The 21704-nt window shown below is 35.3% G+C and carries 21 protein-coding genes; all 21 read right to left on the minus strand.

The window, feature by feature from the left end; genetic code table 11:
- The 21 genes from ACXAGJ_RS13255 to ACXAGJ_RS13355 all read right to left on the minus strand — a co-directional run bounded on the left by ACXAGJ_RS13255 (position 1) and on the right by ACXAGJ_RS13355 (position 21702).
- Positions 1–816 (minus strand): DUF6597 domain-containing transcriptional factor, encoded by an 816-nt coding sequence (locus ACXAGJ_RS13255; RefSeq protein WP_474840597.1) that lies wholly within the window; start codon positions 814–816, stop codon positions 1–3.
- A gap of 2 nt (positions 817–818) precedes the next feature.
- Positions 819–1307, minus strand: a complete 489-nt coding sequence (rraA, locus tag ACXAGJ_RS13260) for a ribonuclease E activity regulator RraA (RefSeq protein WP_474840600.1) — start codon at positions 1305–1307, stop codon at positions 819–821.
- Between the two features lie 33 nt (positions 1308–1340).
- Positions 1341–1988 carry a hypothetical protein gene (locus ACXAGJ_RS13265; protein WP_474840602.1) on the minus strand — a complete coding sequence of 216 codons (648 nt, stop codon included), beginning with the start codon at positions 1986–1988 and terminating at the stop codon, positions 1341–1343.
- 201 nt (positions 1989–2189) lie between these two features.
- Positions 2190–2912 (minus strand): GNAT family N-acetyltransferase, encoded by a 723-nt coding sequence (locus ACXAGJ_RS13270; protein ID WP_474840604.1) that lies wholly within the window; start codon positions 2910–2912, stop codon positions 2190–2192.
- On the minus strand, positions 2909–3358 hold the full coding sequence (locus ACXAGJ_RS13275; protein WP_474840606.1) for a DMT family transporter: 450 nt from the start codon (positions 3356–3358) through the stop codon (positions 2909–2911). The genes ACXAGJ_RS13270 and ACXAGJ_RS13275 overlap by 4 nt, the downstream gene beginning before the upstream one ends.
- Positions 3359–3407: 49 nt before the next feature.
- Positions 3408–4010 carry a Crp/Fnr family transcriptional regulator gene (locus ACXAGJ_RS13280; protein ID WP_474840608.1) on the minus strand — a complete coding sequence of 201 codons (603 nt, stop codon included), beginning with the start codon at positions 4008–4010 and terminating at the stop codon, positions 3408–3410.
- A 45-nt stretch (positions 4011–4055) separates the two neighbouring features.
- Positions 4056–5135, minus strand: coding sequence for a glycoside hydrolase family 53 protein (locus ACXAGJ_RS13285; protein WP_474840610.1), 1080 nt, complete (start codon positions 5133–5135; stop codon positions 4056–4058).
- Positions 5136–5174: 39 nt separating this feature from the next.
- Positions 5175–6194, minus strand: a complete 1020-nt coding sequence (locus tag ACXAGJ_RS13290; RefSeq protein WP_474840612.1) for a serine hydrolase domain-containing protein — start codon at positions 6192–6194, stop codon at positions 5175–5177.
- A gap of 238 nt (positions 6195–6432) precedes the next feature.
- Positions 6433–7836, minus strand: coding sequence for an AraC family transcriptional regulator (locus ACXAGJ_RS13295; protein ID WP_474840614.1), 1404 nt, complete (start codon positions 7834–7836; stop codon positions 6433–6435).
- A gap of 84 nt (positions 7837–7920) precedes the next feature.
- Positions 7921–8277: a hypothetical protein gene (locus tag ACXAGJ_RS13300; RefSeq protein WP_474840616.1), complete on the minus strand. Its 357-nt coding sequence runs from the start codon at positions 8275–8277 to the stop codon at positions 7921–7923.
- The gene (locus ACXAGJ_RS13305; protein ID WP_474840618.1) at positions 8270–10693 is read right to left on the minus strand and encodes a penicillin acylase family protein; all 2424 of its coding nucleotides are present in this window, start codon (positions 10691–10693) and stop codon (positions 8270–8272) included. The genes ACXAGJ_RS13300 and ACXAGJ_RS13305 overlap by 8 nt, the downstream gene beginning before the upstream one ends.
- Positions 10694–10848: 155 nt before the next feature.
- Entirely contained in the window at positions 10849–12300 is a 1452-nt protein-coding gene (locus tag ACXAGJ_RS13310) for a protein adenylyltransferase SelO (protein ID WP_474840620.1), read from the minus strand.
- A gap of 120 nt (positions 12301–12420) precedes the next feature.
- On the minus strand, positions 12421–13086 hold the full coding sequence (locus tag ACXAGJ_RS13315; protein ID WP_474840622.1) for an ATP-binding cassette domain-containing protein: 666 nt from the start codon (positions 13084–13086) through the stop codon (positions 12421–12423).
- A 345-nt stretch (positions 13087–13431) separates the two neighbouring features.
- Positions 13432–13893, minus strand: a complete 462-nt coding sequence (locus ACXAGJ_RS13320) for a hypothetical protein (RefSeq protein WP_474840624.1) — start codon at positions 13891–13893, stop codon at positions 13432–13434.
- A 215-nt stretch (positions 13894–14108) separates the two neighbouring features.
- Complete coding sequence (locus ACXAGJ_RS13325; RefSeq protein WP_474840626.1) at positions 14109–16148, minus strand: alpha/beta hydrolase family protein; 2040 nt, start codon at positions 16146–16148, stop codon at positions 14109–14111.
- A gap of 56 nt (positions 16149–16204) precedes the next feature.
- Positions 16205–16654, minus strand: coding sequence for a hypothetical protein (locus tag ACXAGJ_RS13330; RefSeq protein ID WP_474840628.1), 450 nt, complete (start codon positions 16652–16654; stop codon positions 16205–16207).
- A 62-nt stretch (positions 16655–16716) separates the two neighbouring features.
- The gene (locus ACXAGJ_RS13335; protein ID WP_474840630.1) at positions 16717–17484 is read right to left on the minus strand and encodes a YwqG family protein; all 768 of its coding nucleotides are present in this window, start codon (positions 17482–17484) and stop codon (positions 16717–16719) included.
- A 177-nt stretch (positions 17485–17661) separates the two neighbouring features.
- Positions 17662–18078, minus strand: a complete 417-nt coding sequence (locus tag ACXAGJ_RS13340; RefSeq protein WP_474840632.1) for a hypothetical protein — start codon at positions 18076–18078, stop codon at positions 17662–17664.
- Between the two features lie 153 nt (positions 18079–18231).
- Positions 18232–19161 carry a hypothetical protein gene (locus tag ACXAGJ_RS13345; RefSeq protein ID WP_474840634.1) on the minus strand — a complete coding sequence of 310 codons (930 nt, stop codon included), beginning with the start codon at positions 19159–19161 and terminating at the stop codon, positions 18232–18234.
- Positions 19162–19254: 93 nt separating this feature from the next.
- Positions 19255–20304: a succinylglutamate desuccinylase/aspartoacylase family protein gene (locus tag ACXAGJ_RS13350; RefSeq protein WP_474840636.1), complete on the minus strand. Its 1050-nt coding sequence runs from the start codon at positions 20302–20304 to the stop codon at positions 19255–19257.
- A 177-nt stretch (positions 20305–20481) separates the two neighbouring features.
- On the minus strand, positions 20482–21702 hold the full coding sequence (locus ACXAGJ_RS13355) for a GTP-binding protein (protein WP_474840638.1): 1221 nt from the start codon (positions 21700–21702) through the stop codon (positions 20482–20484).
- Positions 21703–21704: the final 2 nt, after the last annotated feature.

Below are 21704 nucleotides of genomic sequence, written 5' to 3' on the forward strand. Positions count from 1 at the left end.
CTATTTGTAGAAAAGGGTCGAAAGCTCCATGTTTTTGTTTCCTAAAAATTCCTTTGGCGTAGTCCCAACGAATTCTTTAAAGTCTTTATTAAAATGGGCTTGATCAAAATATTCACTTTCATAAGCAATTGTCGTCAGGCTTTCTTTATCATCGAGCAACATCCTTAAAGCCGATTGTAAACGCAATACCCTACCCAACTGTTTTGGACTAATTCCTATTTGTTTTTTGAAATTTCTTTCGAGCTGTCTTCTTTTTGATAAATCTTCTTTCAATATTTGATGTATAGGGCTACTTCCATTTGTAGTAAGAAGTGCATCTACGGTGGTTTTCACTAAGTTTTCAATAGTAGAATGCTGATTCAATTTGTCAAAAAGAAAGGTTTCAATAATCTCAATACGTTCTTCAGTACCAGACGCCTTATCTATCTTCTGCTCTAGTACTTGCCCAGCATTCTCTCCAAACAAATCTTTGATTGGAGTCTCTTTATCTACCAAATTTTCGAGAGGGGTGTTTACAAAATTTGCAAACCCATGTGGATAAAAGCAAATTGCAAATGACTTGACATCACCCAAGGGTTCTATAAAGTAGGATTTTGTTCTTTGTCCCATTATCATGGCGTTAGGATGCACTACAAATTCTTCTTCAGAGATATATTTTTTGATCTTATCCTTCAGGTTAAAGGTCATCTCGATGCATCCATCGGGAATGATTTTTTGCTTTTCGTTATTAGGATCAAAAGGGACTTCCAAAGTCCAATAAAATTTGACCAAAGCACTTAGATCAGGATGTGGTTGAAACGTCTGATAATCCATCATAATTACATATTGTTGAGCAACTTTTCGGAAGAGAATAACACCCCATCCAAATCAGCATATATATAGTGTGCATTCTTAATTTTAGTCCCTTCGATTATTAATTCTTCACCCAATACACCTACATTTCTTTTAACACTTTTTACAGGGCAGGTTCCTATGGCTTTAATGCCAACATCCATGGTATTAATTTCTTTGGAATCTCTAATGCAACCATATACCAATATTCCTTCCCAATGGTTATCTATCGCTAGCTTTGCTATATTATCTCCTACCAGGGCGCAACGTCGAGATCCTCCTCCATCAATCATTAAAACCTTACCACTTCCATCTTTTTCAAGGGTTTTTCTAACATAGGTATTATCCTCATAGACTTTTAAGGTGACCACCTCTCCGGCAAAACTTTCTTTTTTACCAAAATGTTTAAAATCTACATTGAGTAAGGTAAGTCGTTCTGCATGTTGATCCCAAAGATCGGCTGTAATGATTTCCATGGTTATTGCTTTCTGTTTTTATGATGATAATGTTTAATATTTAATCGTCAAATTCAACTCCAAAAATTCCCTTGATTTTCCCTGACGCATATTGTCAAACTCGAGAGTTAGGTGCATTCTATTTCCTGTTGTAAATTCGATGAGATCTACATCTTGAAAATAGTTGACAAATTTGGTTCCGTAATTAAGTGTGGGCATTTCAAATTCTACTCGAGTGAGTAACTCAATTTGGTTTGCATGTCCCGAAGGTTCTGTTTGAGATTTCTTTTCGCCACGATAAGGAAGTCTAAAAGTCCAAGGTAATTTTGGATATTCTTCGTTGGGGATGATGTCTATTGACATTCCTTCGGGAAAATAATTCGGTTGGTAAATTTTACTTGTCTCAAAAAGTTGATCCGTCGATGCAGCGTTTACCAAACACAAACCAAACGGCGAATGTTCATTGTTCTTGAATTGAGAGCGTTCCCATAGTTTTGTTGGAGCGGTCAATTCACTTTGAATTTCCTTTTCGTTAACCACCCATAAAATCTCGAGGAAGAAATTTTCAAAATAGAATTTTCGATTCGTTGTTCCTTGTCCAGGATGCAATCGACTGCTACCTTCGGTCAAACCAAATTCACTCAAACTATTGGCTTCTTCACCTCTAGCACTAGAAAATATAAATATGTGATCAACTTCCATATTCAATGAATAGCATCCAAAGTTTTATAACGGACTAGCATATGAAAAACGATAGGGTTTCCCTGCACTGACTTTTCAATATTATAGGATTATAAATTTATTAAATTCATTTCCGTTTAAATGCTTATCAGATACTTTTTTATTCGGATCGAAGTTTTTTGTAACATATATGCATTTTTGGTTTTTGATATCGGTAAGTATTTATTCCTTTAGCCTATAGTTCTGCATTAAAAAATCAATTGTGAATCCCATTTTCAGGTACATGTTTTTTGCCATTTCTGAAGCTTGTAACGCAGCTATATCACAGTTAAGGTTAATTGCCCTATTCAAAACATGTTGCATGATACTCCATGCATAACCTTTTTTTCTTTGAGCAGGAATAATGCCCAAGCTATGGATTCCGGCCACGTTGTTTGTGATCAACAACATCACTGTTCCTACGATATTTCCCTGATCATATACAAGAAAATAGTGCACATCATTGCTAGTTTTTACTACTACATTTGCTGCGATTTGATATCCAAAAGCTTCAGAAAAAGTACTACTCCACAACAAAGCTTTGGCTTCGTCATCTACTAGTATGCATTCTAATTCTCTTTCAATTTTATTTTTTTCGCTAAGAGGTAAACTCATACCGTATTGTAGCGATTTAAGTGTAAAAAGCTGTTGAGTCTCTAAGGAATTATCTTCCTGAATTTCATTAAAACAGGAGAAGGTCAACTCAGGGTATTCTTTCATTTTCAAACCTATTTCTTTTAATGACTCTTCAGATAGCGTTGAAGTCGACCAAATTCTATTAGGCCATTCCGTATTATTTATCCTAGAAATAGAATACGTTAACTTTTCTTCAAATCCCTGGAAAGCTTGTCCTGCTAACGCCCATAAATGGGTCAAATTATTTATGTTTTGTTTTACGTTTTTCATTTTGAATTGATTAAGATGATTCCTACGATCATTGCAAAAGCACCTACCAGGCGTTTTGTTGTTAAGGGTTCTACAGGCAGGTTTAACCAACCAAACTTTCCAGCTATTAGGGAAAAAATAAGTTGTCCACACAGACCGAGAGCAATCATTTTTGAAATTCCAAGTTTTGGGATGGTATAGAAATAAAGTGTTATTCCAATCATACTAAATAATCCGCCGATAAACCATAAAAACCAAGGTACTTGACCAAAGATTTGAAGCTGAATATTTCCTTTACTTATGATTAACAAAATAAGTAAACCAAAAATAACACTCGTTAGAGAAGCTGATATTACTGCAATAATAGGTTGTTTAAGAATTGAACCCAACTGTGTGTTGAATCCAGCTTGAACGGCAAGAAAAACGCCGCCCGTAAATGCAAGTGTGTATACTAATATTGATTTCATATTGCAAAGTTCAAGAAGAACAAGTTCTTTTTCCTTTACATATGTTGATTCAGGTGTCTTTTTTTATTTTTTTTCGAATTCTACTTAATTGTGTTGGAGTAATCCCCAGATTCGAAGCTATGTAGTGTAAAGGAATACGCTCTTCAATTTTAGGATGGACATTGATAAAATCAAGATATCGTTCTTCGGCATCTTTTAAAACAATATTGATCTCTCGTTTTTCTTTATCGAGCACCCAATTTTTTTCGAGATAGGCAATATAGAAGTTTTTGAGTTCGATATGTTCCTCAATAAGTTGGTGATATAGTTTATAATCAAAACTAATGAGTATACAAGGTTCAATCGCCTCGAGCGCAAAATTTGAAGGTTCATTTATTAAAGCAGAAACCATCGAACCTACAAAATTCTCTTTTAGGAAGATATTTTTATGATACAAATTCCCTTCATCACTGATATAATAAGAGACAATGACTCCTTTGTACAAAATGTGTTTTTGTTTTGAAGTCTTCCCGATTTCCAGCAACATTTCTCCTTTATCTAAATGCGTGATTTCAGAAATTGACGCAATCAATGAGACATTCGCATCACTTACCGGACTGTATGTATTCAGAACTTTTTTGATAAATGGTATGTAGTCTTCTATATCCTTCATTACATACTGATTTGCCGGTTTATATTGTTGCTACCGAAATAGGTTTTATTGCACTTTAAATTCTCTTAATACAGGTAGGGCGTTATTATCAAAATCAAACAACGCCTGATTTTCCCAGGGCGAAGCATTGGTTGCTTGACTCCCTTTCCATGCGATTAATTCGGCACCCCAATAACAAAAACCTATTCCTTTTTCCAATTCTTGCGTAATTGTTTTTATATCCCTAATAAATTTACTTTGTCCCTCTGTCGTTGCAGGGTATTCTGGTAAAACGAGTTGTTCTTCTAATCCCACTATGTTGTTGGTCCAATCATTCCATTCTAGTGTAAAGGGATATGCTGTTTCTGCAATTAAGATTTGCTTATTGTTGGACTCGCTCAGCGTTTGCATTGTAGTCTTTAGATCATCTAAAGATTTTCCGTGCCAAATAGGATAATAGGATAAACCGATGATATCAAAATCAATAGTACGTACCTGGTCGAAAAACCATTCAGCATTTTCGAGTCCGGCAAAATGCAATATGATTTTACAATCCTCAGCATTTTCTCTTACCGCCTCGCATCCTTTCTCAATGAGACGCATAAAGTTTTCATAATTAGTAGACATCTCTCCATGGGGATGTAGGATCCCAGAATTGATTTCATTTCCAATTTGAATATAGTTAGGTTGCATTTCCTTCACTACCCTTGCCGTATAGCTATAGACTTGGTCTCGTAATTCTTCCAGATCTAATCCTTGCCATTGAGATGGGATTTGTTGATGCCCTGGATCAGCCCAAGTATCTGAATAGTGAAGGGTTAACCAAGTTTTAAACCCATTGCTCTTCAGTGTTTGAGAAAACTCTTTTACTTCATCAAATCCAGAATGTTGATTTACCGGATTCACCCAAAGCCTTAATCGAATAGTATTAACACCATTTTCTTTGAGTATTGCCAAAAAATCTTTTGGATTTCCTTCTAAATCATAGAAAGTCGAGTTTACATTTGATATTTCAGGATATCTCGAAATGTCTACAGCAGATACAAATTCAGTATTTTCGATCAGGGGATCAGGATCATCCACCTCCTCTTTTTTACAGGAAAAGAGAATTAAAGAAAATAGCAATATGTATACTAATCGTTTCATTTTTCTACTGATTGATAACTGTTGTCATAAAAATCAACATTACAAAGTGTTCACTTTTGTTTTCATTAAATGTTGTTCTATTAACGGCTTTAACTCATAAATAAGGTCCCTCCCTTTATTACCATTGGTCATTATAATGAATCCCATTTGCTGCTTCCAAAATAAATAAAAAAGAGATCTATAGGAATCATTTGCTCCACCATGCTCAACGATATGTTTCCCATTTTCTGTATTGATTCTAGGACCTAATCCATGATGTGAGTTTTCTTCTGCCGTGATCATATCTTCAACTAATCCTTTTGACAAAAATTTGGAACTAGCATCTTGTTGTGATGTCATCGTTGCTTTCAAAATCACATACAAATCCGTAGGAGTTATCCACAACCCAGAAGCGGCTGCTTCTGGCATGGCTTGATAACCTCGTGGCAAAGCTTCTGGCTTTCCTTTTTCGTCATGGGCTTTGGCAATATTTCCAAATGACTCTGGAAGCGGATTTAAAAAACTAGCTCTTTTAAGTCCTAACGGTTCAAATACTTCTTTTGCGGCAGCTTTATGAAAAGGTAACCCGGTAACATCTTCAATGATCTTCTGTAAGACCGTTGTTCCTCCACCAGAATATTGATATTTTTCTCCTACTGGAAAGATTAATTTTACTTCGTTATTTTTTGCTGGCTTTTTACCTTCCAGAATAGCTGTCGTTGATGTTGGCAGTGCTTCTCCCGGATAATAATCAGCAAAACCATGGACCGAAAATCCTGCTGTATGAGACAAGATATGTCTTATGGTTACTGGTTGATGCTTATTAAATTGATTTTCCTCGACCTTCCAATCTCTTAAATAGGTATTGATATCAGTATCCAACGCTAATTTCCCAGAATCTACCAATCTTAATGCTAAAATTGCGGTGACTACTTTACTGACAGAGCCTGCCGAAAATACCGTCTCTTGATCGATCGGTATTTTTTTTCCTTTTTGTTGTACGCCAAATGTTAGGGCTTGTACGGTATCCAAACTCTTCATCAATAACATGCTCATCCCAGGGATTTTATGTTTTTTCATAAGCCGTTGTGCTGATACCTTTAGGCTATCTTTACTCACAGCTAATGCGGTAGCATTATACCTATCTTTCGAACTTTTTGTTTGCGCGCAAGAAAAGGTGATGCCGTACGATAAACAGATCGCAAGTATTAATCTTTTACTATTCATTTTGGAAAGTATTTTTAACATTTGTGTTGAGAAATTTTGGCTAACAATTTGTACAACAAACATTGACATCATAATAGATGATCATGTTGTATTATTCAAGTATATCGCTGAGTTCCCGAATAAACTTCATCGATTCCTTTTCGATCTTTTCGGTTAAATTTCTTCTATTGCTGAAATTTGGTTCTTTAACAATAATATGGTCTATGATCGATAAACTATTATCAATCGATTCAACCAAAGGATAGGTATTCCAATCACTGTCTTTAAAAATATTCCAATACTTTTTCCGGATACTTTTGTTTTGACCCGACAAGCAAATCGAAAAACATAGGGTTTTATGATCCAGGACCATAACAAATTTAAGTTTTTGTTTCTTTAACTGCTCCGTGGTTAACGAAAAGTAGGAATACGCTGGATTTCCTTTATAAATACTTCCGAGTTTAAACAAGGTCTCATATTCTTTAGAAAAAAAAGCTCTCAATTCTTTCATATACGCTATCAACTCATGATAATCCAAACCTTCTTCGTATTGGTGATCATTATTGACGTTATCATTCGAAAAATCTATAGTTCTAGTTTCCTCGAGTTTAACATTCTCTGTTTTTTCCAATGGAATACAAATATCAATAATGAATTTCTGTTCAGGATGCGTGTTATGGTCGTTATGATAGATTTCAAAATAATCTCCATCTCTAAATTTATAGTTATGCTCAAGGACCCAAACATTCATACTTTTCCAGGCTTTGGAAATCTCTTCGGCCTTAATTTCGAAATGTCCAACGACATAAATTCCATTATTCAATGTTAGTTGCCTGATTTCTCCATCGGCTTTGATACCCTCTTTAATAGTGACACCTGTGCTGAATCTTATTTTGGTTCCTTCAGTAATATTAGGGTTGTCATGATAGATTGTAACTGCTTTGAAATTTGAAATATCTAATACTCCTTTTTGATGCCCCCACTCCATCAATCTTTGAAACATATCACCGGCTTTATCAAATTCTCCAATGTGGGATATACTCGCAAGTTGCAATTCGGGAAGTTCTTGTATGCTTATTTGTCCATTCATTTTAATCCATTGTTTACTATTATCAATGGAACAAATGTATTTTTCAGAAGAAAAAGGAACTATACCAATCTTGCTAAGTATTTTTTTACCTTCTGATTTAAATCTAGTTGGAGTAACCCCATAGTATTTTTTAAAAGCTCTTGAAAATGAGCTATCACTATTGAAACCATATTTGTAAATCAATTCTTTTAAAGGAAGATCCGGTTCGGTAAGTATAATAGAAGCAATACGTTCAATTCGTTTTCTATTGATAAATGCATTGAGTCTTTCGTTCACCACAGTTAAAAAAACTCTATGAAAGTGATATGGTGAATAATTAGCTTTCTTAGCCAAATACGCTAACGAGAACTCTGTATCGAGGTTTTTTTCAATAACGTCTAATACTCCATTTATTCTTTTAAGATACTCTCGGTTTGTTTCGTTCATTTCATTTCTATCTACTGTTACACTCTTTAAACGAAAACCTCTTTGATTACTTTTGAAGTAGTATTGCCAGTTTCTCTAAAAACCTTATCTACCTTTACTAATTGCAACGACTTGTTTTCCGAAAACGGCGGCGATACCAGCCGCTAATCCTCCTATCACTCCTGTAATCAAAATAAGCAGATAAGGATTACTTCCAATTTGTAACAATTGCGATATTTTTTTAGCCAGCGTAAAATCATTGGCGCTACTCAACATAAAACAATACACAGTCCAAAAAAGTAATATCGCCAAAAAGGGAACAAAAAATACAGCTGCTTTTTTAAGCGGTATAAATAAAGATGTAGCTAAAGCCGCTGTCATTACAGACCACCACGGTAGAAATAATGATAATACTACTCCCAATATAATGGTGGCTATAAAATTGATGATATTCTTAATCATTGTTGGCTGGTATTAAAGTTTGTGTCCCAATGATCGCACTAGTGGCTCCATTAGACTGTAAAAAATTCAGGCTGTGGTACTTCCCAGCGGCCCAATCGTCGATAAAATTGTCATAGTATTTACTCCCAGGATTACCCGACTGACCTCCAGGATATATCCCCAAAGCTGTTGGCGGCGAGGTCATTTCTACGATCATTCTCCACGAAGGTCCGTGATCCTCAGAAGTGGCATTGACAATATTACGATCTCCGCCAATAGGAATATCAAATCTTGAAAAGGCCGGTAAGGATTGTAACAAATGACCCACATAAGTCCCCTTGTAATTTGACCAGGTATAATCTCCTTCTTCCTCCTTTATTTCTTGCAAACGTTTCGCCGCTTCTTTAAAAGCCAATAGGAATAAATCTTTTGCTGTTTCAGTGGTATTCTTAGTGGCTACAATATCCATAAACTCGTGGTTACCATGGTTTTTTAACAGATAAATCGTCTGGTAGGTATACGGCGAAGTCAAAGCCATATCTTCTACATCAAATTCGTCCCAAAGCATTTTGTACAATTTGCCATACCACTGTCTCCATATACTTGGCCCAACCTCATCTATATCATTATTAAAATTCCAGGCTCTAATTTCTTCGTAGATCTCTATTTCATCTTCTGACAAGGAAGTGATATCCATATGTATAAACATATATGGAAGGAGTTCCTTAGCCTTAAGATTAAGATTATTATTGTGTAAATCTTTAAAATCCTGTACACTAAACTTATCCTTAGCATTAAAAAAGGTGTTAATTACACGATTTCTATACGTTTCATACCCATCATTAAAAACGAAATAGGGATAGTTTTCATCTACAGGATGCTGATTAGCAGAGCTTACAAAACCACGTTCGGGATTTTTGGTATGTGCATTGAATTTTTGTGGAATATAGGATTGCCAATCGTTTTCTGGATTACTACCATCCATCAAAAATTTCCCTTGCCCTTCCCATTTATTTGGAAATTTTCCTTGTATCCATAATGCTATATCTCCTTCGGTGGATGCAAATACGAAGTTTTGAGCAGGTGCATTCCAATATTGTAATGCACTAACGTAGTCCTCATAGTTTTTTGCTTTATTGAGTTCTAAAAATGTTTTCTGGTTATTCCCCCCATCATGACCTATCCACCTCATCGCATACCCTGAGCGCTCATTATCTGATTTAAAGTTTTTATCATACACTACAGGACCATGATGGGTATAAAGCACAGAATCCTTATAACTTTCTTGACCTTTTACCTTAATATCTTCTATCCTAACCGAAACATCTTTCCATTGACCGTCATATTTATATTTCGTATGATCCTCGTTGAATTCTATTTTATACCAATCGATAACATCTCTTGTAGCATTGGTTTCTCCCCAGGCAATATATTGGTTAAAGCCAGAAATTACTCCTAATGCACCAGGAATCGTAGCCCCAAACGCATTGTGATCTGGTGTGCTTAATTGCATCACAAACCAGATAGCAGGTAATTTAAGCCCTAAGTGCGGATCATTCGCTAGTATCGGGTTACCAGTTTCAGACTTCGCTCCAGAAACCGCCCAGTTATTACTTCCATTATCGGGATGTGGCTTTTCTATAGTTTCGGCAATAGTATCCAAAACTGCTTGGCTAGCTGGCAAATCTGTCTGAGGCACATCAATAAAACTCCAATCGGTCTCCTTGGGAATTACCGGATCAGTAACATCAAAAAAGTCAGGAAAGAGCAAATTGAAGTTCTCTTCCCCAACAAGGCGCAGCATATTGGTATATTCGAGATCATCGTCATAACCCGCCAGCATTTTGGTCATATACATTAACAACAAGGCTGTTTTTTTTGCTGTCCAGGTTTCGGGTTGATAATCCAAAAGTTTGTATTCTACAGGATAATCTTTAGGATCAAGTTGATCGATATATGCATTTACCCCATCTGCATAACTCTGCACAAAACTTAAGGTTTTGGGATCATAGTCCTCCATATACTTCATTACCTGATCTGCACCAAAGCCCATACCTCGTCTTCGTTCTGTCCTGTCATAATTTAAAGCTCTTTCACCAAAAATCTCGGATAAGCGTCCAGCAGCAGCATGGGTTTGGAACTCCAATTGCCACAAACGGTGCTTTGCGGTAAGGTAGCCCTGGGCTTTATACAAGTCCTGCTCGTTTTGCGCAAAAACATGCGGAATTATTAATTCATCATAATGCACGGTTACCTTATCTGTAAGGCCAGGGACATTAATTTCTCCTGTTAAGGATTCATCGGTTTCATTTTGCCAAATGCCCGAACTTGGATTTAAAAATTTACCTAAGGGAGGAATGGCGCCGAGTTTGGTATTTAAAACGTAAAAAATTCCAATTGTGAGTGCAAAGGAAATGAGAAGTTTAAAGTATTTCATTAAGTGTGTCTATTATAACCTCTCTAAAAATACCAAATATTATTTTAACATTATGTAGTCAATATGTGGTTTAAATTTTTCCTTTTTCCTACTACTTAAACATAAGTACCCAAAGAGTTTAGCATCTACCTTTACCTTTTTATCTGATCACCTTTTTAAGTCCCACAAAACGTTTGATAACGAGCATCAAAATCTTCTGGTATTTGCTGAAATTGGAGTTCATCGGGATGATCTCCATAGGGTTTGGAGAGTACTTCTAACAATTCATTAAAGGGTTCCATCTCCCCTCTAGCTGCAACGTTCAACACCTGTTCTACCCAATGGTTACGTGGGATCACTTTGGGGTTCGATCGATTCATGAGTTCTAGGTTAGGCCCTTCACGACCGTCACGTAAGTAGGTAGCTTCCCATTTTTGCATCCAATCTTTAAAACTCTCCGATTCAAAAAGAGAACCTTCTATTGGTGTATCTTGTTGTAGCGTCAAAAACACTTGCGTATAATCTGCTTTATGGGTTTCCATTAGCTTGAGTAGATGATCCACCAATTCTTTATCCTTTTCTTCAGGATGTGAAATACCCAACTTATCAAACATCATTTTGTACCATCTTTCAGTAAACTTATATTGAAATCCATCTATAACTTCCTGAGCAAGCTGTACAGCCTTTTTCTGATCTTCTGAAATTATTGGCAACAATGCATTGGCAAATGCAGTTAAGTTCCACTGTGTGATATGAGCCTGGTTACCGAAAGCATATCGCCCTTGGGTGTCTATCGAGCTAAATACCGTATTCGGGTTATAAGAATTCATAAAAGCACAAGGACCATAATCAATGGTTTCTCCGGCAATGCTCATGTTATCAGTATTCATCACCCCATGAATAAACCCTACCCGCATCCAATCCACAACCAGGTCTATCTGTTTGTGCATTACGGCCTTTAACAACTCAAGTACTGGATTGTCTGCATCTTTTTTATCTGGGTAATGTCTTTCTATGGTATACATTGCTAATGCACGCAAGTCTTCTGTACTACCAAAATGACGTGCATATTCAAAAGTTCCCACCCGTATATGGCTTTCTGCCGTGCGTGTAAGCACAGCTCCGTTATGCATCTGCCCACGAAAAACCTTTTCTCCAGTAGTAACAACCGCTAGACTGCGTGTAGTAGGTATACCCAAATGAAACATGGATTCGCTAATCAGGTATTCTCGTAACATAGAATATAAAGTTGCTCTACCATCACCACGTCTTGAATAAGGGGTTTGTCCAGATCCTTTTAGCTGTATGTCAAACCTTTTGCCCGTTGTGTCAATTTGTTCGCCTAATACAATAGCCCTGCCATCTCCCAACATATTGAAGTGACCGAACTGATGACCAGCGTAAGCTTGGGCCAAAGGTTTTGCTCCATCAGGGATTACTTTTCCTGAAAAATAATCTGCGATGTTTTCGTTCTCCTGATCTAAAAACCCAAGACCTAATTGATCAGCCAGTACTTCATTAAAACATACCAGTTCTGGCTTGGTTACGGGTACAGGCTGATGAAGGCTATAAAAAATCTCCGGTAATTCGGTATAAGTGTTCTCTAACTGCCAATTGTCTTTCTTCATGTTTGCTGATGTATGTAACCCTGTTGTTATTCGAATTATTCTTAAAGTATATCATAAGAAGTGTTTGCTCTCTAAAAGAAGCTTATGCAAGATACGATTTGTTAGGCAAAATTTCTTTTCCTATTTGGAGTTTAAATATTCATATTTGACCAAATCATCTTTACACCTTACTCCAATTTTTTGAGCATCTTTGATGACAAAATTTCGATCACTTACTTGTAGAACATCGTTGTAATAATGATCGGTTAAAACTATTCCTTTTGTTTCTTTAAGTTCGTACAAAAGGTTTTTGATGATATCCTTATAGAGAGGTTCGATCATTGAAAAAGGTTCATCCAGCATTATAAATGGATGATTGAGATTTCCAATAAGTAATAACTCAAAATATCGTAGTTGTCCCATAGATAATTTTCCTGCTTTTATTTTTTCAAAACTCGCGATTTTTGGAGCATAAAAAATCTTATCCTGATCGTCTCCATTTGGGAAAAACATGGGTATAATTTCTCGTACTGTTTTCTCTTTGGGCAAAAATGTATCTTGAGGTAAATAGGCTATTTGTTTGGACGGAATAATTTCTTTGGGAGTGATTATTTCCGAATTAATTTTGATCTGAACTGAATCAGCTTTTACCGTACCAAAGATTACTTGTAACAAGGTAGATTTCCCAGTTCCATTTCGTCCAAAAACCCCTATTATTTCTCCTGTTTTACATTGAAGAGAAATGTCTTTTAAGATTACTTTTTTACCATAGGATTTATTGAGACCAGTGACTTCTAACACATTCATTTATCTGAATATCATAAAAATTAATAGCCCTAAAAAAGATATAGACCCATTTATCAACCATACTTTTTTTATCAAGTTGAATTTAGTAAAACCTAAATTGTAATATCCAAAATACTCATTCTTTTTAAACGCATGAAATCCGATATATCCCATTAAAATACCGAAGGAAGAAAACATAATTAAGCTCCAGAAAATACCGGACGTAAATCCAAAAAACAGAGAAAAAGGTATATTAAACATATTAATGTCTACATAGTATTTCCAAATTGCTCTGCTGTTCATTTCTAAATATTGAGTTTCACTTAGCTTAATATCGAATTTTGTTTCATGTATATCATCTATTAGTTACACTGGGGTTGAAGACATTTTTTCTATTTTCTGGTATATTAGTTCTATATCATTTTTTATTTCTCTTATGTTATTTCTAGCTGCTTTATAAGGTTTGTAAACCAGAAAATACACAAAAACACTTAAACCTAAGGGGCCAAATATCATACTACTATCCACATATCTGGTATCCGAGGAAAACAAACTAAGTAAAAGTTCTAGTTGCATAAAAAACATAGAGAAGAAATAAATGAATAGAAAAAAAAACCTCAATAAAAAAGGTAATGCTTGCATACCATGTATTTGAGTTTTTATTTTCAAACTTCCATCTTCGAAACTATATTCTGCTTTTACTTTCGATAAATTTATAGTATTCAAATTTTGCGCGTTGCATTTTTCTCGAATTATGAAATCTCTAAAGCTCACATCCCCTATATACTTTTTATTTTCAGAACTAAACAAATCAAAAAGCACTAACATAGGTGAGTAATAGCCCTGTTCTGTATATTTTCTGATTTCAGTAACGAATACGTCAACATCAACATCAAGTTCGGCTTCGAACGTTTTGAGAAGTTTGGATTTTTCTAATAGTTTTTTAATCTCTATCCGTTTTTAAATAAGTCATAATTATATTAGTAAATGGCATAACGATTCATAGACATCATGAATGTTTTACCATTCGGTAAAGTAAATTTTTACTTTTCTGGTAATTCAATTTCTTCATCCCAGATATACTTACCAAACCATTGCCAGTTGTGCCACATAGCAGCAAGCCTTTCTTTTGGTTTATTGATACCATGTCCAAATCCTTTATAAATGATAAGCTCTGTCGGTACTCCTACATCTTTAAGCCCTTGAAATAACTCGTAGGCATTTGCCGTAGGAACTCTTCTATCAAACTCTCCATGCTGAATTAGTGTTGGTGTTGCAGCGTTACGAATGTTTGTCATTGGTGAGGTTTTCTCGTATATCTTTTTATCTGACCAAGGTGTTGCTTTAAGATACTGTCTTGTAAATGGATGAATGTCGGTATTTACATAATAGGTCATCCAGTTAGAAATTCCGGCACCAACAGAAATAGCTTTAAACTTATTGGAGTTTGTCGTTAGAAAAGCTGATATGTATCCCCCTTGACTCCATCCCATGGCACCTACCTTATTCCCATCGATAATACCTTTATTTTCTAAATAATCCACTCCAGAAATTACATCCCATGCATCTCCAACTCCTAAATTTTTGACATTCAATGACCTGAACTTTTCACCATAACCTGCAGAACCTCTATAATTGGGTCTTAATATCAGTGCACCTTTATTAAGCCATTGAATCATAGGATAAACATAAGCAGGTGTAGCACTTGGCGTTGAAATTCCTGTAGGTCCTCCATGAATAATCACCAGAAGTGGATATTTCTTGTTTGGATCATAATCCATAGGTTTGTGTAGCACACCTTCTATTATAGCTCCGTCTTTACTTTTCCACGAGACAACTTCACTCTTTGCGGCTAACCAATTCTGGATTTGCTGTGTGGATTGGGTTAATCGCTTTGGGTTTTTTATAGGATATTCGCTCTGATAGATCTCTGATAGATCTTCATCATTTACTCCAGAATATGCTATTCTTTTTCCGTCTTTAGAGAATGAATAACTCCATATTCTTTTGGGGCTATTGGTTAGTATTGTCGTAGTTCCATTTTTGGGATCTATTCTTACCATCTGCCTAACTGTCTTTTGCCAGGCTAATCCAAATATTCCATTCTTATTCCAAACAATTCTACTGATATTTTCATCAAAATCTTTAGCTAATTGTTTGGTATTGGATCCATCCAAATCGATTCTAAACAGCTTGCCGTTTTTGTAGTAATTAGAAGTACTATCGTTTAGACTTGATTCGTACAGTATTGACTTACTATCTGGAGACCACCCCTCCAATCCATCATAGCTCAGATTATTTACCAAAACCTTATGGCTTTTGGAGGCAATATCATAAATGGAGATATCCGCTTTAAAAAAGCCATTTATAGTAGGGTTAGGTTGATGTCCAAAAGCAATTTTTTGCCCATCTGGTGACCATTTAAAACTATTTATAGAAAACGCAACGCTATCGATTAGTAACTTGGCTTTTAACTTTTCAGAATACACCGTGTCCTTAATTTGCTCTGGTAAAGGCATTTGAGTTAACAACTCAGGATTAAATTCTGCAACCCAAATTTGCCGTAAGCTATATTCGGCATCTTCTACAGCAAAGCCACCATATTTGTCTTCTCGTTTTTCTTCTTCTTTGGATTTATCCTCGGATTGAAGAAAAGCAATTTTTTGTCCATCTGGTGACCATTCGAAATTAGAAATGTTTTTTTTGGTATGGGTTACCTGAAAAGATTCTCCTCCTGCCGATCTAATCACCTGTATTTGTGTATTTTTCCCTTTTTTAGACAAAAAAGCAATCCATTTGCCATCAGGCGACCACTTAGGGTTATTACTTCTATTTTCAGCATTATTTGTCAATTGAAAAGGGGTATCTCCATTTTTGGATATCCACAATTCCCTATCGTATTTATTCTCGTTCCAATCCACAGATTGCGATTCGAACACTATATGTTGACCATCAGGTGATATGACAGGATTGGATACTGATCTCAAAGAAATCACTTCTTCAAATGAAGGATTTTTTGTGGTTTGCGCACTTATAGCGCACGCAAAAAAAGTAACGATTGTGATGAAGAATGCTCTTTTCATAATTTGCTTTGGTATAATTAGCTATTACGTTTTGTGTAAACCCTATTGTAATACGCTTATATGTTATTAGTATTAGATCTTTTAATTTCTTTTTTAAGTTGTTCAATTAGTTCATTTTCCCCTATAAAATCTTGAAAAAATTTACTTTTCGGAAGAAAGTATAATGTTTTTAATTGTCCAGATGCTTCATACTTTATTCTATAAGGAAAGTCATCAAAAAGAAAAGTTCGTTCAACAATTTTTATATCAGTTAATGGAACTAAATGTTTAGATTTCGCATGTCCAATGAATAAAGATTGGTGATTCCAATAGACGGTTTTGAGTTTGGCAATCCCCATTTGACGTAAGACGAGGATACCAATCAACCAACAAGCAAACAGTATCAAGTTTATTTTTAAGTCAAAAATGAATAGCAGCATAAAAACTACAATTGATAAAATGATAAATTTCACCATTAATGCGATCTGAAAGATTCTCGTTATATCAGAAGATATTTTTCTATTCATTTTTAGTTCTATACTAACTTTTATCTATATGTGCTGTAGTAGAGGAAAAAGTTACTTGTTTTTCAACAACAATCCCAATAAAAATATGCCTTAGAAAAGTCTTTTTTAATTAAGTTTTCTTTACTTATAAAAATATGCCCAAGCCCACTATCGCCAAACATTATATGATCATCAACATCAATTTGCAAAACCTGCAAATCATCTTTTTGGTCCGTGTTATAGTCTCTTGGATCAGATTGGGTAAATTCAGCATATCCACCTATTTTATGCCCCATTGCGTTAAAATATTCACCAAATAACTTTTCTTGTTCTTCGGTCAAGTCTTCCGTAAAATCCCAATAATCCTTTTCATCAAAAAGATAGTCAAACTGGGAATCCTCTGAACCACCATTATCAATTCCTTTTTCAAATGACAGTTGGTGAAGTTTATAAACGGGCATTTCGTCATAATCCTTTTCTGTAATAAATGAAAAATCAATCATATGCTCTTTCTTCAATTCCTCTACCGAATGATAAATGATAGCTGAATCATCTTCATACCAGCCTGAAATTGATAAAAAAAGTTGAAGAATTCCATTTTTTGGAAAGTAGTCTAATTCCGGAATTTGCTCAAAATTTAGTTGAGCAACCATTATCATAGGTTTCCCACTTTTATCTTTTGGATATTCTTTATGAATTGGAAAGAATGGTTTTCCTAGAAATTTACTATCCTTTAGATTCAGGTTATCTTCAAGAAGTTTTTCTTTTCTTGGTTTGGCATTTATTCGAACAAACTCACGTTCGTATTTTTTTAGATCAGATTCAAATTTCTTTAAAAAGTCAGGAATCATTAAGTTTTGTTTTTATTTCTCGCAACGTTTAACATATATGTTGAAGCGGGGTAAAATGTTACCACGCTTTTCGACTTTCTTGCCAAATGATTGCTATCTTTTATTAACAGTGAGTACAGCATCACTCCAAATAACCAGATTATCTGTTTAGTCATCAAGCTGCGATGACATGATATTTCATGTCGTAGCCTGTTTTTCCTCTTTTATTATATTATTTATTCTCTCGATTAGAACTATTCCTAAGATTATTGAAGCGCCAATCCAATCTTTTTTCCAAGAATGATATATTAAAATTCCGAACAAGATAGGAGCAATATAATCCATCATTTTTACAGAAACACGAATCCAAAATTTCACCGAATCTGGTAGTCTTGAAATGACAATGTTGGTTGTTTTATTTAACAACTCTCCTAAAAGATAAATGATAGTATACATCATAACAATCCCTATAACTCCGATAGTAAGAAGTCTCTCCGGACCATTTTCGGTAAAAAGGTCGACAAGGAATTTAATACAGAAAATAATAACTCCCAAAAACAGTATTGGTTTCATTCCTTTTTCCCAAATCGTAATTAAAAATTCTTTTCTATCCATGTTTATGCTATTACTTAATCACAAAGTCTTGTTTATAAGTAGTGCGAATTTTAATTCACAAACGTTTTAGTGGTACGATGACCTTTAATCTATTTCTATACTTTCTTTTTGTCATTTAAACAGTTATTAATGATAAACTTTGCCAGCAAATATTTAATTCGACTTTGTATTGAACAGTACGTCGGCATTTACCCAATACACTTCTCCTTTTTCAACACCTGCCCATCCTTTTTTTTCAGGGTTATTATATTTTCTGGAATAGATAAAATATTTTCGGTCAGAAGACATATACGGGCAATAATAACGCCAGTTGCTTTCGTATTTTAATGCTATTTCTTTCGGTTTTGTCCATTCACCGTTATCATTAAACGTTATCTGAAATTTACCTTGTCCATTAGTAATGGCATACCGCTCATCTGGTGAAACATAAGTTATCAGTTCTTTTTTCTCTGTCTTAGTAGTTACGATTACAGGTGTTTCAAATTTTTCATTTCCTAAATATTGTGCACGATATGTTTGCATTCCTCCTTTACTACTTGGTCTATTCGAGCGAAAATACAAACTGCCATCTGCTGTAACAACAGGATAGGTTTCTAAATATTCGGTGGAAACCGAAAAATCTACTTTAGAAGCTAATTGCCACTTACCATCCACTTTTCTACTCTTATAAATATCCGGTGGTATGGTATAAAGTTCTTCTCGAGTAACATCATTATTGTAAAGATTAGGGTCAACACCAAGGAAATACATTGTTTTTCCATCTTTAGTAATTGTAGGATCACAAGCAACTGAAACTATAACATTGTCATTATACATCTTAATGGGTTTAATTTCTGACCATTTTCCATTAATGAGTTCAGAATGGTGAATAACAAAACTGTTGTTCACAATTCTTGAAAAGAACATTTCTGTATGGTCATAATTAAAAACCACATTAAGTTCAATACTGTCTGTATTAACAATTGATGGGGCAAATAATTTAGGGGTTGTTGAAGGAAGTTCTTCATCGAAATACGAAATAGTATTCTTTTTACAACTAAAAAGTGTTGTGATAATTACGAAAATTAATAATAGTTTATTCATTACTGCAGAAATATTTGCTAACGGTTGTTGTTGCGTAACTAAAGGTTACCATATCTTTCAAAACAAGACATATAGTTACCTTAGGTATATACACTATTCTTTTTCTTGTGAACTGATACACATCACTGTATCATTAATGTTGATCGGTGGTGTAGCCAGATTATACAAAATCACTCCATCTTTGGGTGATTTGTACTCTTCCAAAACAGTTCCAAACTCGTCTGTAGAGTACCCCACTATGTCTCCTTTTTTAACCATATCTCCTGCTTTGTATTGGCTATAAAAAATTCCCTGCACGTTGGACTTGACATAGCTTTGGCTATTGCAGTACACAATATTAGGATGGGCGTCGGTGGCTTTGCTAGTATACATATCCATAGTTGCCAGCATATTAAATACTCCTTTTTTAATTAGGTTCACGTTATCTTCCTGAACATTACCCAATTTACCACACTCAATACTTAACGCCGTTTTTCCATCTTGTACGGCTTGTTTAAACGTATACTTGGCAGGATCAGTGTCTGAAATGGTATAGGGGTAAGAGACTACATACTCAAACCCACTATCTATCGATAGCTTTTTGGCCAAAGCAGTTTGTTTCGGCTTTTTGGTATTGTTGTAATAACATACAAACGGAATCAAATCTTCGGGAGCATCTCCCCCATGAATATCCAGAAAAACATCACTAACCGGGATAATATTCGTTGTAATAAAGTGTGCTTTTTGATAGGTTACACTACCTTCTGCTTTCCCAGGAAATGCGTTGTTGAGATTCTTTTGATCTTCAGGACTGATAAATGGCGTACGTGCAAAAAATGCGCCCATACTTGCGATCGGAATAATAACCAGAGTTCCACTAAGTTGTTCTGGGTTAATTTCTTTCATCAAGGCTTGTGTAGCAACAATAGGAGGATATTCAAAACCGTGTACTCCTGCCACAATAGTAAACGTAGGGCCCTCATTTTTACCTTTTATAATAGCTATTGGTAGATGGGTAGCATTTCCCGCAGTATCCGAAAAATTAATCCGAATGTTTTCTATTCCAGGTCCTGTGCTTGAACTAAAGGCCTTTTGAAATCCATTTTGGGAGGTAACAACCTGTGTTACAAAAAATAGGGTAAGATATAGAGTGATGATCCGCATTCTGGTTGCCTTTTAGATTAAGATTTGTGCAAAAGTTTGTAATGGTTGTTCGGATATAAAAGTAATAATATACAACCAAAAAACGAGGTCATACGACCCCGCTTTGCTAAGTTTTATATCAATTTTAACTGCTGAAAAGAAGACGCTATGCACAATCCCTACAACAACCTATCTATTCTATTCTAATGCATAGGCCCTTTGTATAGGCCAATCATCATCATAACCCAGTTTCCATCTTAAAGTTCCTAATTCTTCATCGGTAGCAAGACAAGCGTTCAAATCTGACAAAATTTTCTCTTTATCCATCTCCTGACCAATAAATACAATTTCAACTTTTCTATCTCCAAAAGAACGATCCCAGCGTTCTTCGATGATGTCTTGATTATCAATGTATGCTACATACTGCATTCGTTTTTGGATGGGCATACTACTCCACCATACACCCGCGCTATTCGCTTTTAAAGAACCTCCAGCCTGCCCCCAGATCAAAGCTTGTTCTGGTCTGGAAGCTAACCAAAATAACCCTTTACTTCTGATAATGGTATCCGGAAAATCGTGTGCAAAATCAAAAAAACGTCCTGGGTCAAAAGGTTTTCTAGATTTAAAGACAAAAGACGAAATTCCATATTCTTCAGTCTCGGGGGTATGTTCATCTTTTTCAAGTTCTTCGATCCAACCCGCACTTTGCTCTGCTTCTTCAAAATTGAAAAGCCCCGTATTTAAAATAGTTTCGGGAGCTACTTTGCTATAGGTGGATTCTATGATTTGCGCAGAAGGGTTTAATTTTTGAATCGCTCCTTTTAACTTTTTAAGATGTTCATCAGAGATTAGATCCGTTTTGTTTAAAATAATCACATTGGCGAACTCTACCTGATCGGTTAACAAATCGGCTATAGTACGATAGTCCCCTTCCATATCTGTAAGATCTCTATCCATCAATCTTTCTGGACTTCCAAAATCATTAAAGAAATTAAACGCATCTACCACAGTTACCATAGTATCGATATAACTGAACCTTGACAAATCAATTCCATTGTCTGTATCTACAAACGAAAAAGTTTGGGCTACAGGAACGGGTTCGCTAATTCCTGTACTTTCTATCAGCAAATAATCAAAACGGTCTTCTTTTGCCAACCGCTCCACCTCAACCATCAAATCTTCTCGTAGGGTACAGCAAATACATCCATTGCTCATTTCTACCAACTTTTCTTCTGTACGTGATAAAGTGTTTTCATTTTTAACCAACTCTGCATCCACATTTACTTCGCTCATATCGTTTACAATAACGGCTACTTTTAAGCCTTCTTTATTGTGTAAAACATGATTCAGTAACGTGGTCTTTCCTGCTCCAAGAAAACCGCTTAAAACAGTAACTGGAAGTTTTTTTTCTGCTATCATAT

The organism is Aquimarina sp. AWH4_224, assembly GCF_056160245.1.

What these genes read in the sequence shown, in the direction of transcription:
- ACXAGJ_RS13255 (WP_474840597.1), bottom strand. Translation starts at nt 816, where the DNA reads ATGATGGATTATCAGACGTTTCAACCACATCCTGATCTAAGTGCTTTG.
- rraA (WP_474840600.1), bottom strand. Translation starts at nt 1,307, where the DNA reads ATGGAAATCATTACAGCCGATCTTTGGGATCAACATGCAGAACGACTT.
- ACXAGJ_RS13265 (WP_474840602.1), bottom strand. Translation starts at nt 1,988, where the DNA reads ATGGAAGTTGATCACATATTTATATTTTCTAGTGCTAGAGGTGAAGAA.
- ACXAGJ_RS13270 (WP_474840604.1), bottom strand. Translation starts at nt 2,912, where the DNA reads ATGAAAAACGTAAAACAAAACATAAATAATTTGACCCATTTATGGGCG.
- ACXAGJ_RS13275 (WP_474840606.1), bottom strand. Translation starts at nt 3,358, where the DNA reads ATGAAATCAATATTAGTATACACACTTGCATTTACGGGCGGCGTTTTT.
- ACXAGJ_RS13280 (WP_474840608.1), bottom strand. Translation starts at nt 4,010, where the DNA reads ATGAAGGATATAGAAGACTACATACCATTTATCAAAAAAGTTCTGAAT.
- ACXAGJ_RS13285 (WP_474840610.1), bottom strand. Translation starts at nt 5,135, where the DNA reads ATGAAACGATTAGTATACATATTGCTATTTTCTTTAATTCTCTTTTCC.
- ACXAGJ_RS13290 (WP_474840612.1), bottom strand. Translation starts at nt 6,194, where the DNA reads ATGAAAAAACATAAAATCCCTGGGATGAGCATGTTATTGATGAAGAGT.
- ACXAGJ_RS13295 (WP_474840614.1), bottom strand. Translation starts at nt 7,836, where the DNA reads ATGAACGAAACAAACCGAGAGTATCTTAAAAGAATAAATGGAGTATTA.
- ACXAGJ_RS13300 (WP_474840616.1), bottom strand. Translation starts at nt 8,277, where the DNA reads ATGATTAAGAATATCATCAATTTTATAGCCACCATTATATTGGGAGTA.
- ACXAGJ_RS13305 (WP_474840618.1), bottom strand. Translation starts at nt 10,693, where the DNA reads ATGAAATACTTTAAACTTCTCATTTCCTTTGCACTCACAATTGGAATT.
- ACXAGJ_RS13310 (WP_474840620.1), bottom strand. Translation starts at nt 12,300, where the DNA reads ATGAAGAAAGACAATTGGCAGTTAGAGAACACTTATACCGAATTACCG.
- ACXAGJ_RS13315 (WP_474840622.1), bottom strand. Translation starts at nt 13,086, where the DNA reads ATGAATGTGTTAGAAGTCACTGGTCTCAATAAATCCTATGGTAAAAAA.
- ACXAGJ_RS13320 (WP_474840624.1), bottom strand. Translation starts at nt 13,893, where the DNA reads ATGTTAGTGCTTTTTGATTTGTTTAGTTCTGAAAATAAAAAGTATATA.
- ACXAGJ_RS13325 (WP_474840626.1), bottom strand. Translation starts at nt 16,148, where the DNA reads ATGAAAAGAGCATTCTTCATCACAATCGTTACTTTTTTTGCGTGCGCT.
- ACXAGJ_RS13330 (WP_474840628.1), bottom strand. Translation starts at nt 16,654, where the DNA reads ATGAATAGAAAAATATCTTCTGATATAACGAGAATCTTTCAGATCGCA.
- ACXAGJ_RS13335 (WP_474840630.1), bottom strand. Translation starts at nt 17,484, where the DNA reads ATGATTCCTGACTTTTTAAAGAAATTTGAATCTGATCTAAAAAAATAC.
- ACXAGJ_RS13340 (WP_474840632.1), bottom strand. Translation starts at nt 18,078, where the DNA reads ATGGATAGAAAAGAATTTTTAATTACGATTTGGGAAAAAGGAATGAAA.
- ACXAGJ_RS13345 (WP_474840634.1), bottom strand. Translation starts at nt 19,161, where the DNA reads ATGAATAAACTATTATTAATTTTCGTAATTATCACAACACTTTTTAGT.
- ACXAGJ_RS13350 (WP_474840636.1), bottom strand. Translation starts at nt 20,304, where the DNA reads ATGCGGATCATCACTCTATATCTTACCCTATTTTTTGTAACACAGGTT.
- ACXAGJ_RS13355 (WP_474840638.1), bottom strand. Translation starts at nt 21,702, where the DNA reads ATGATAGCAGAAAAAAAACTTCCAGTTACTGTTTTAAGCGGTTTTCTT.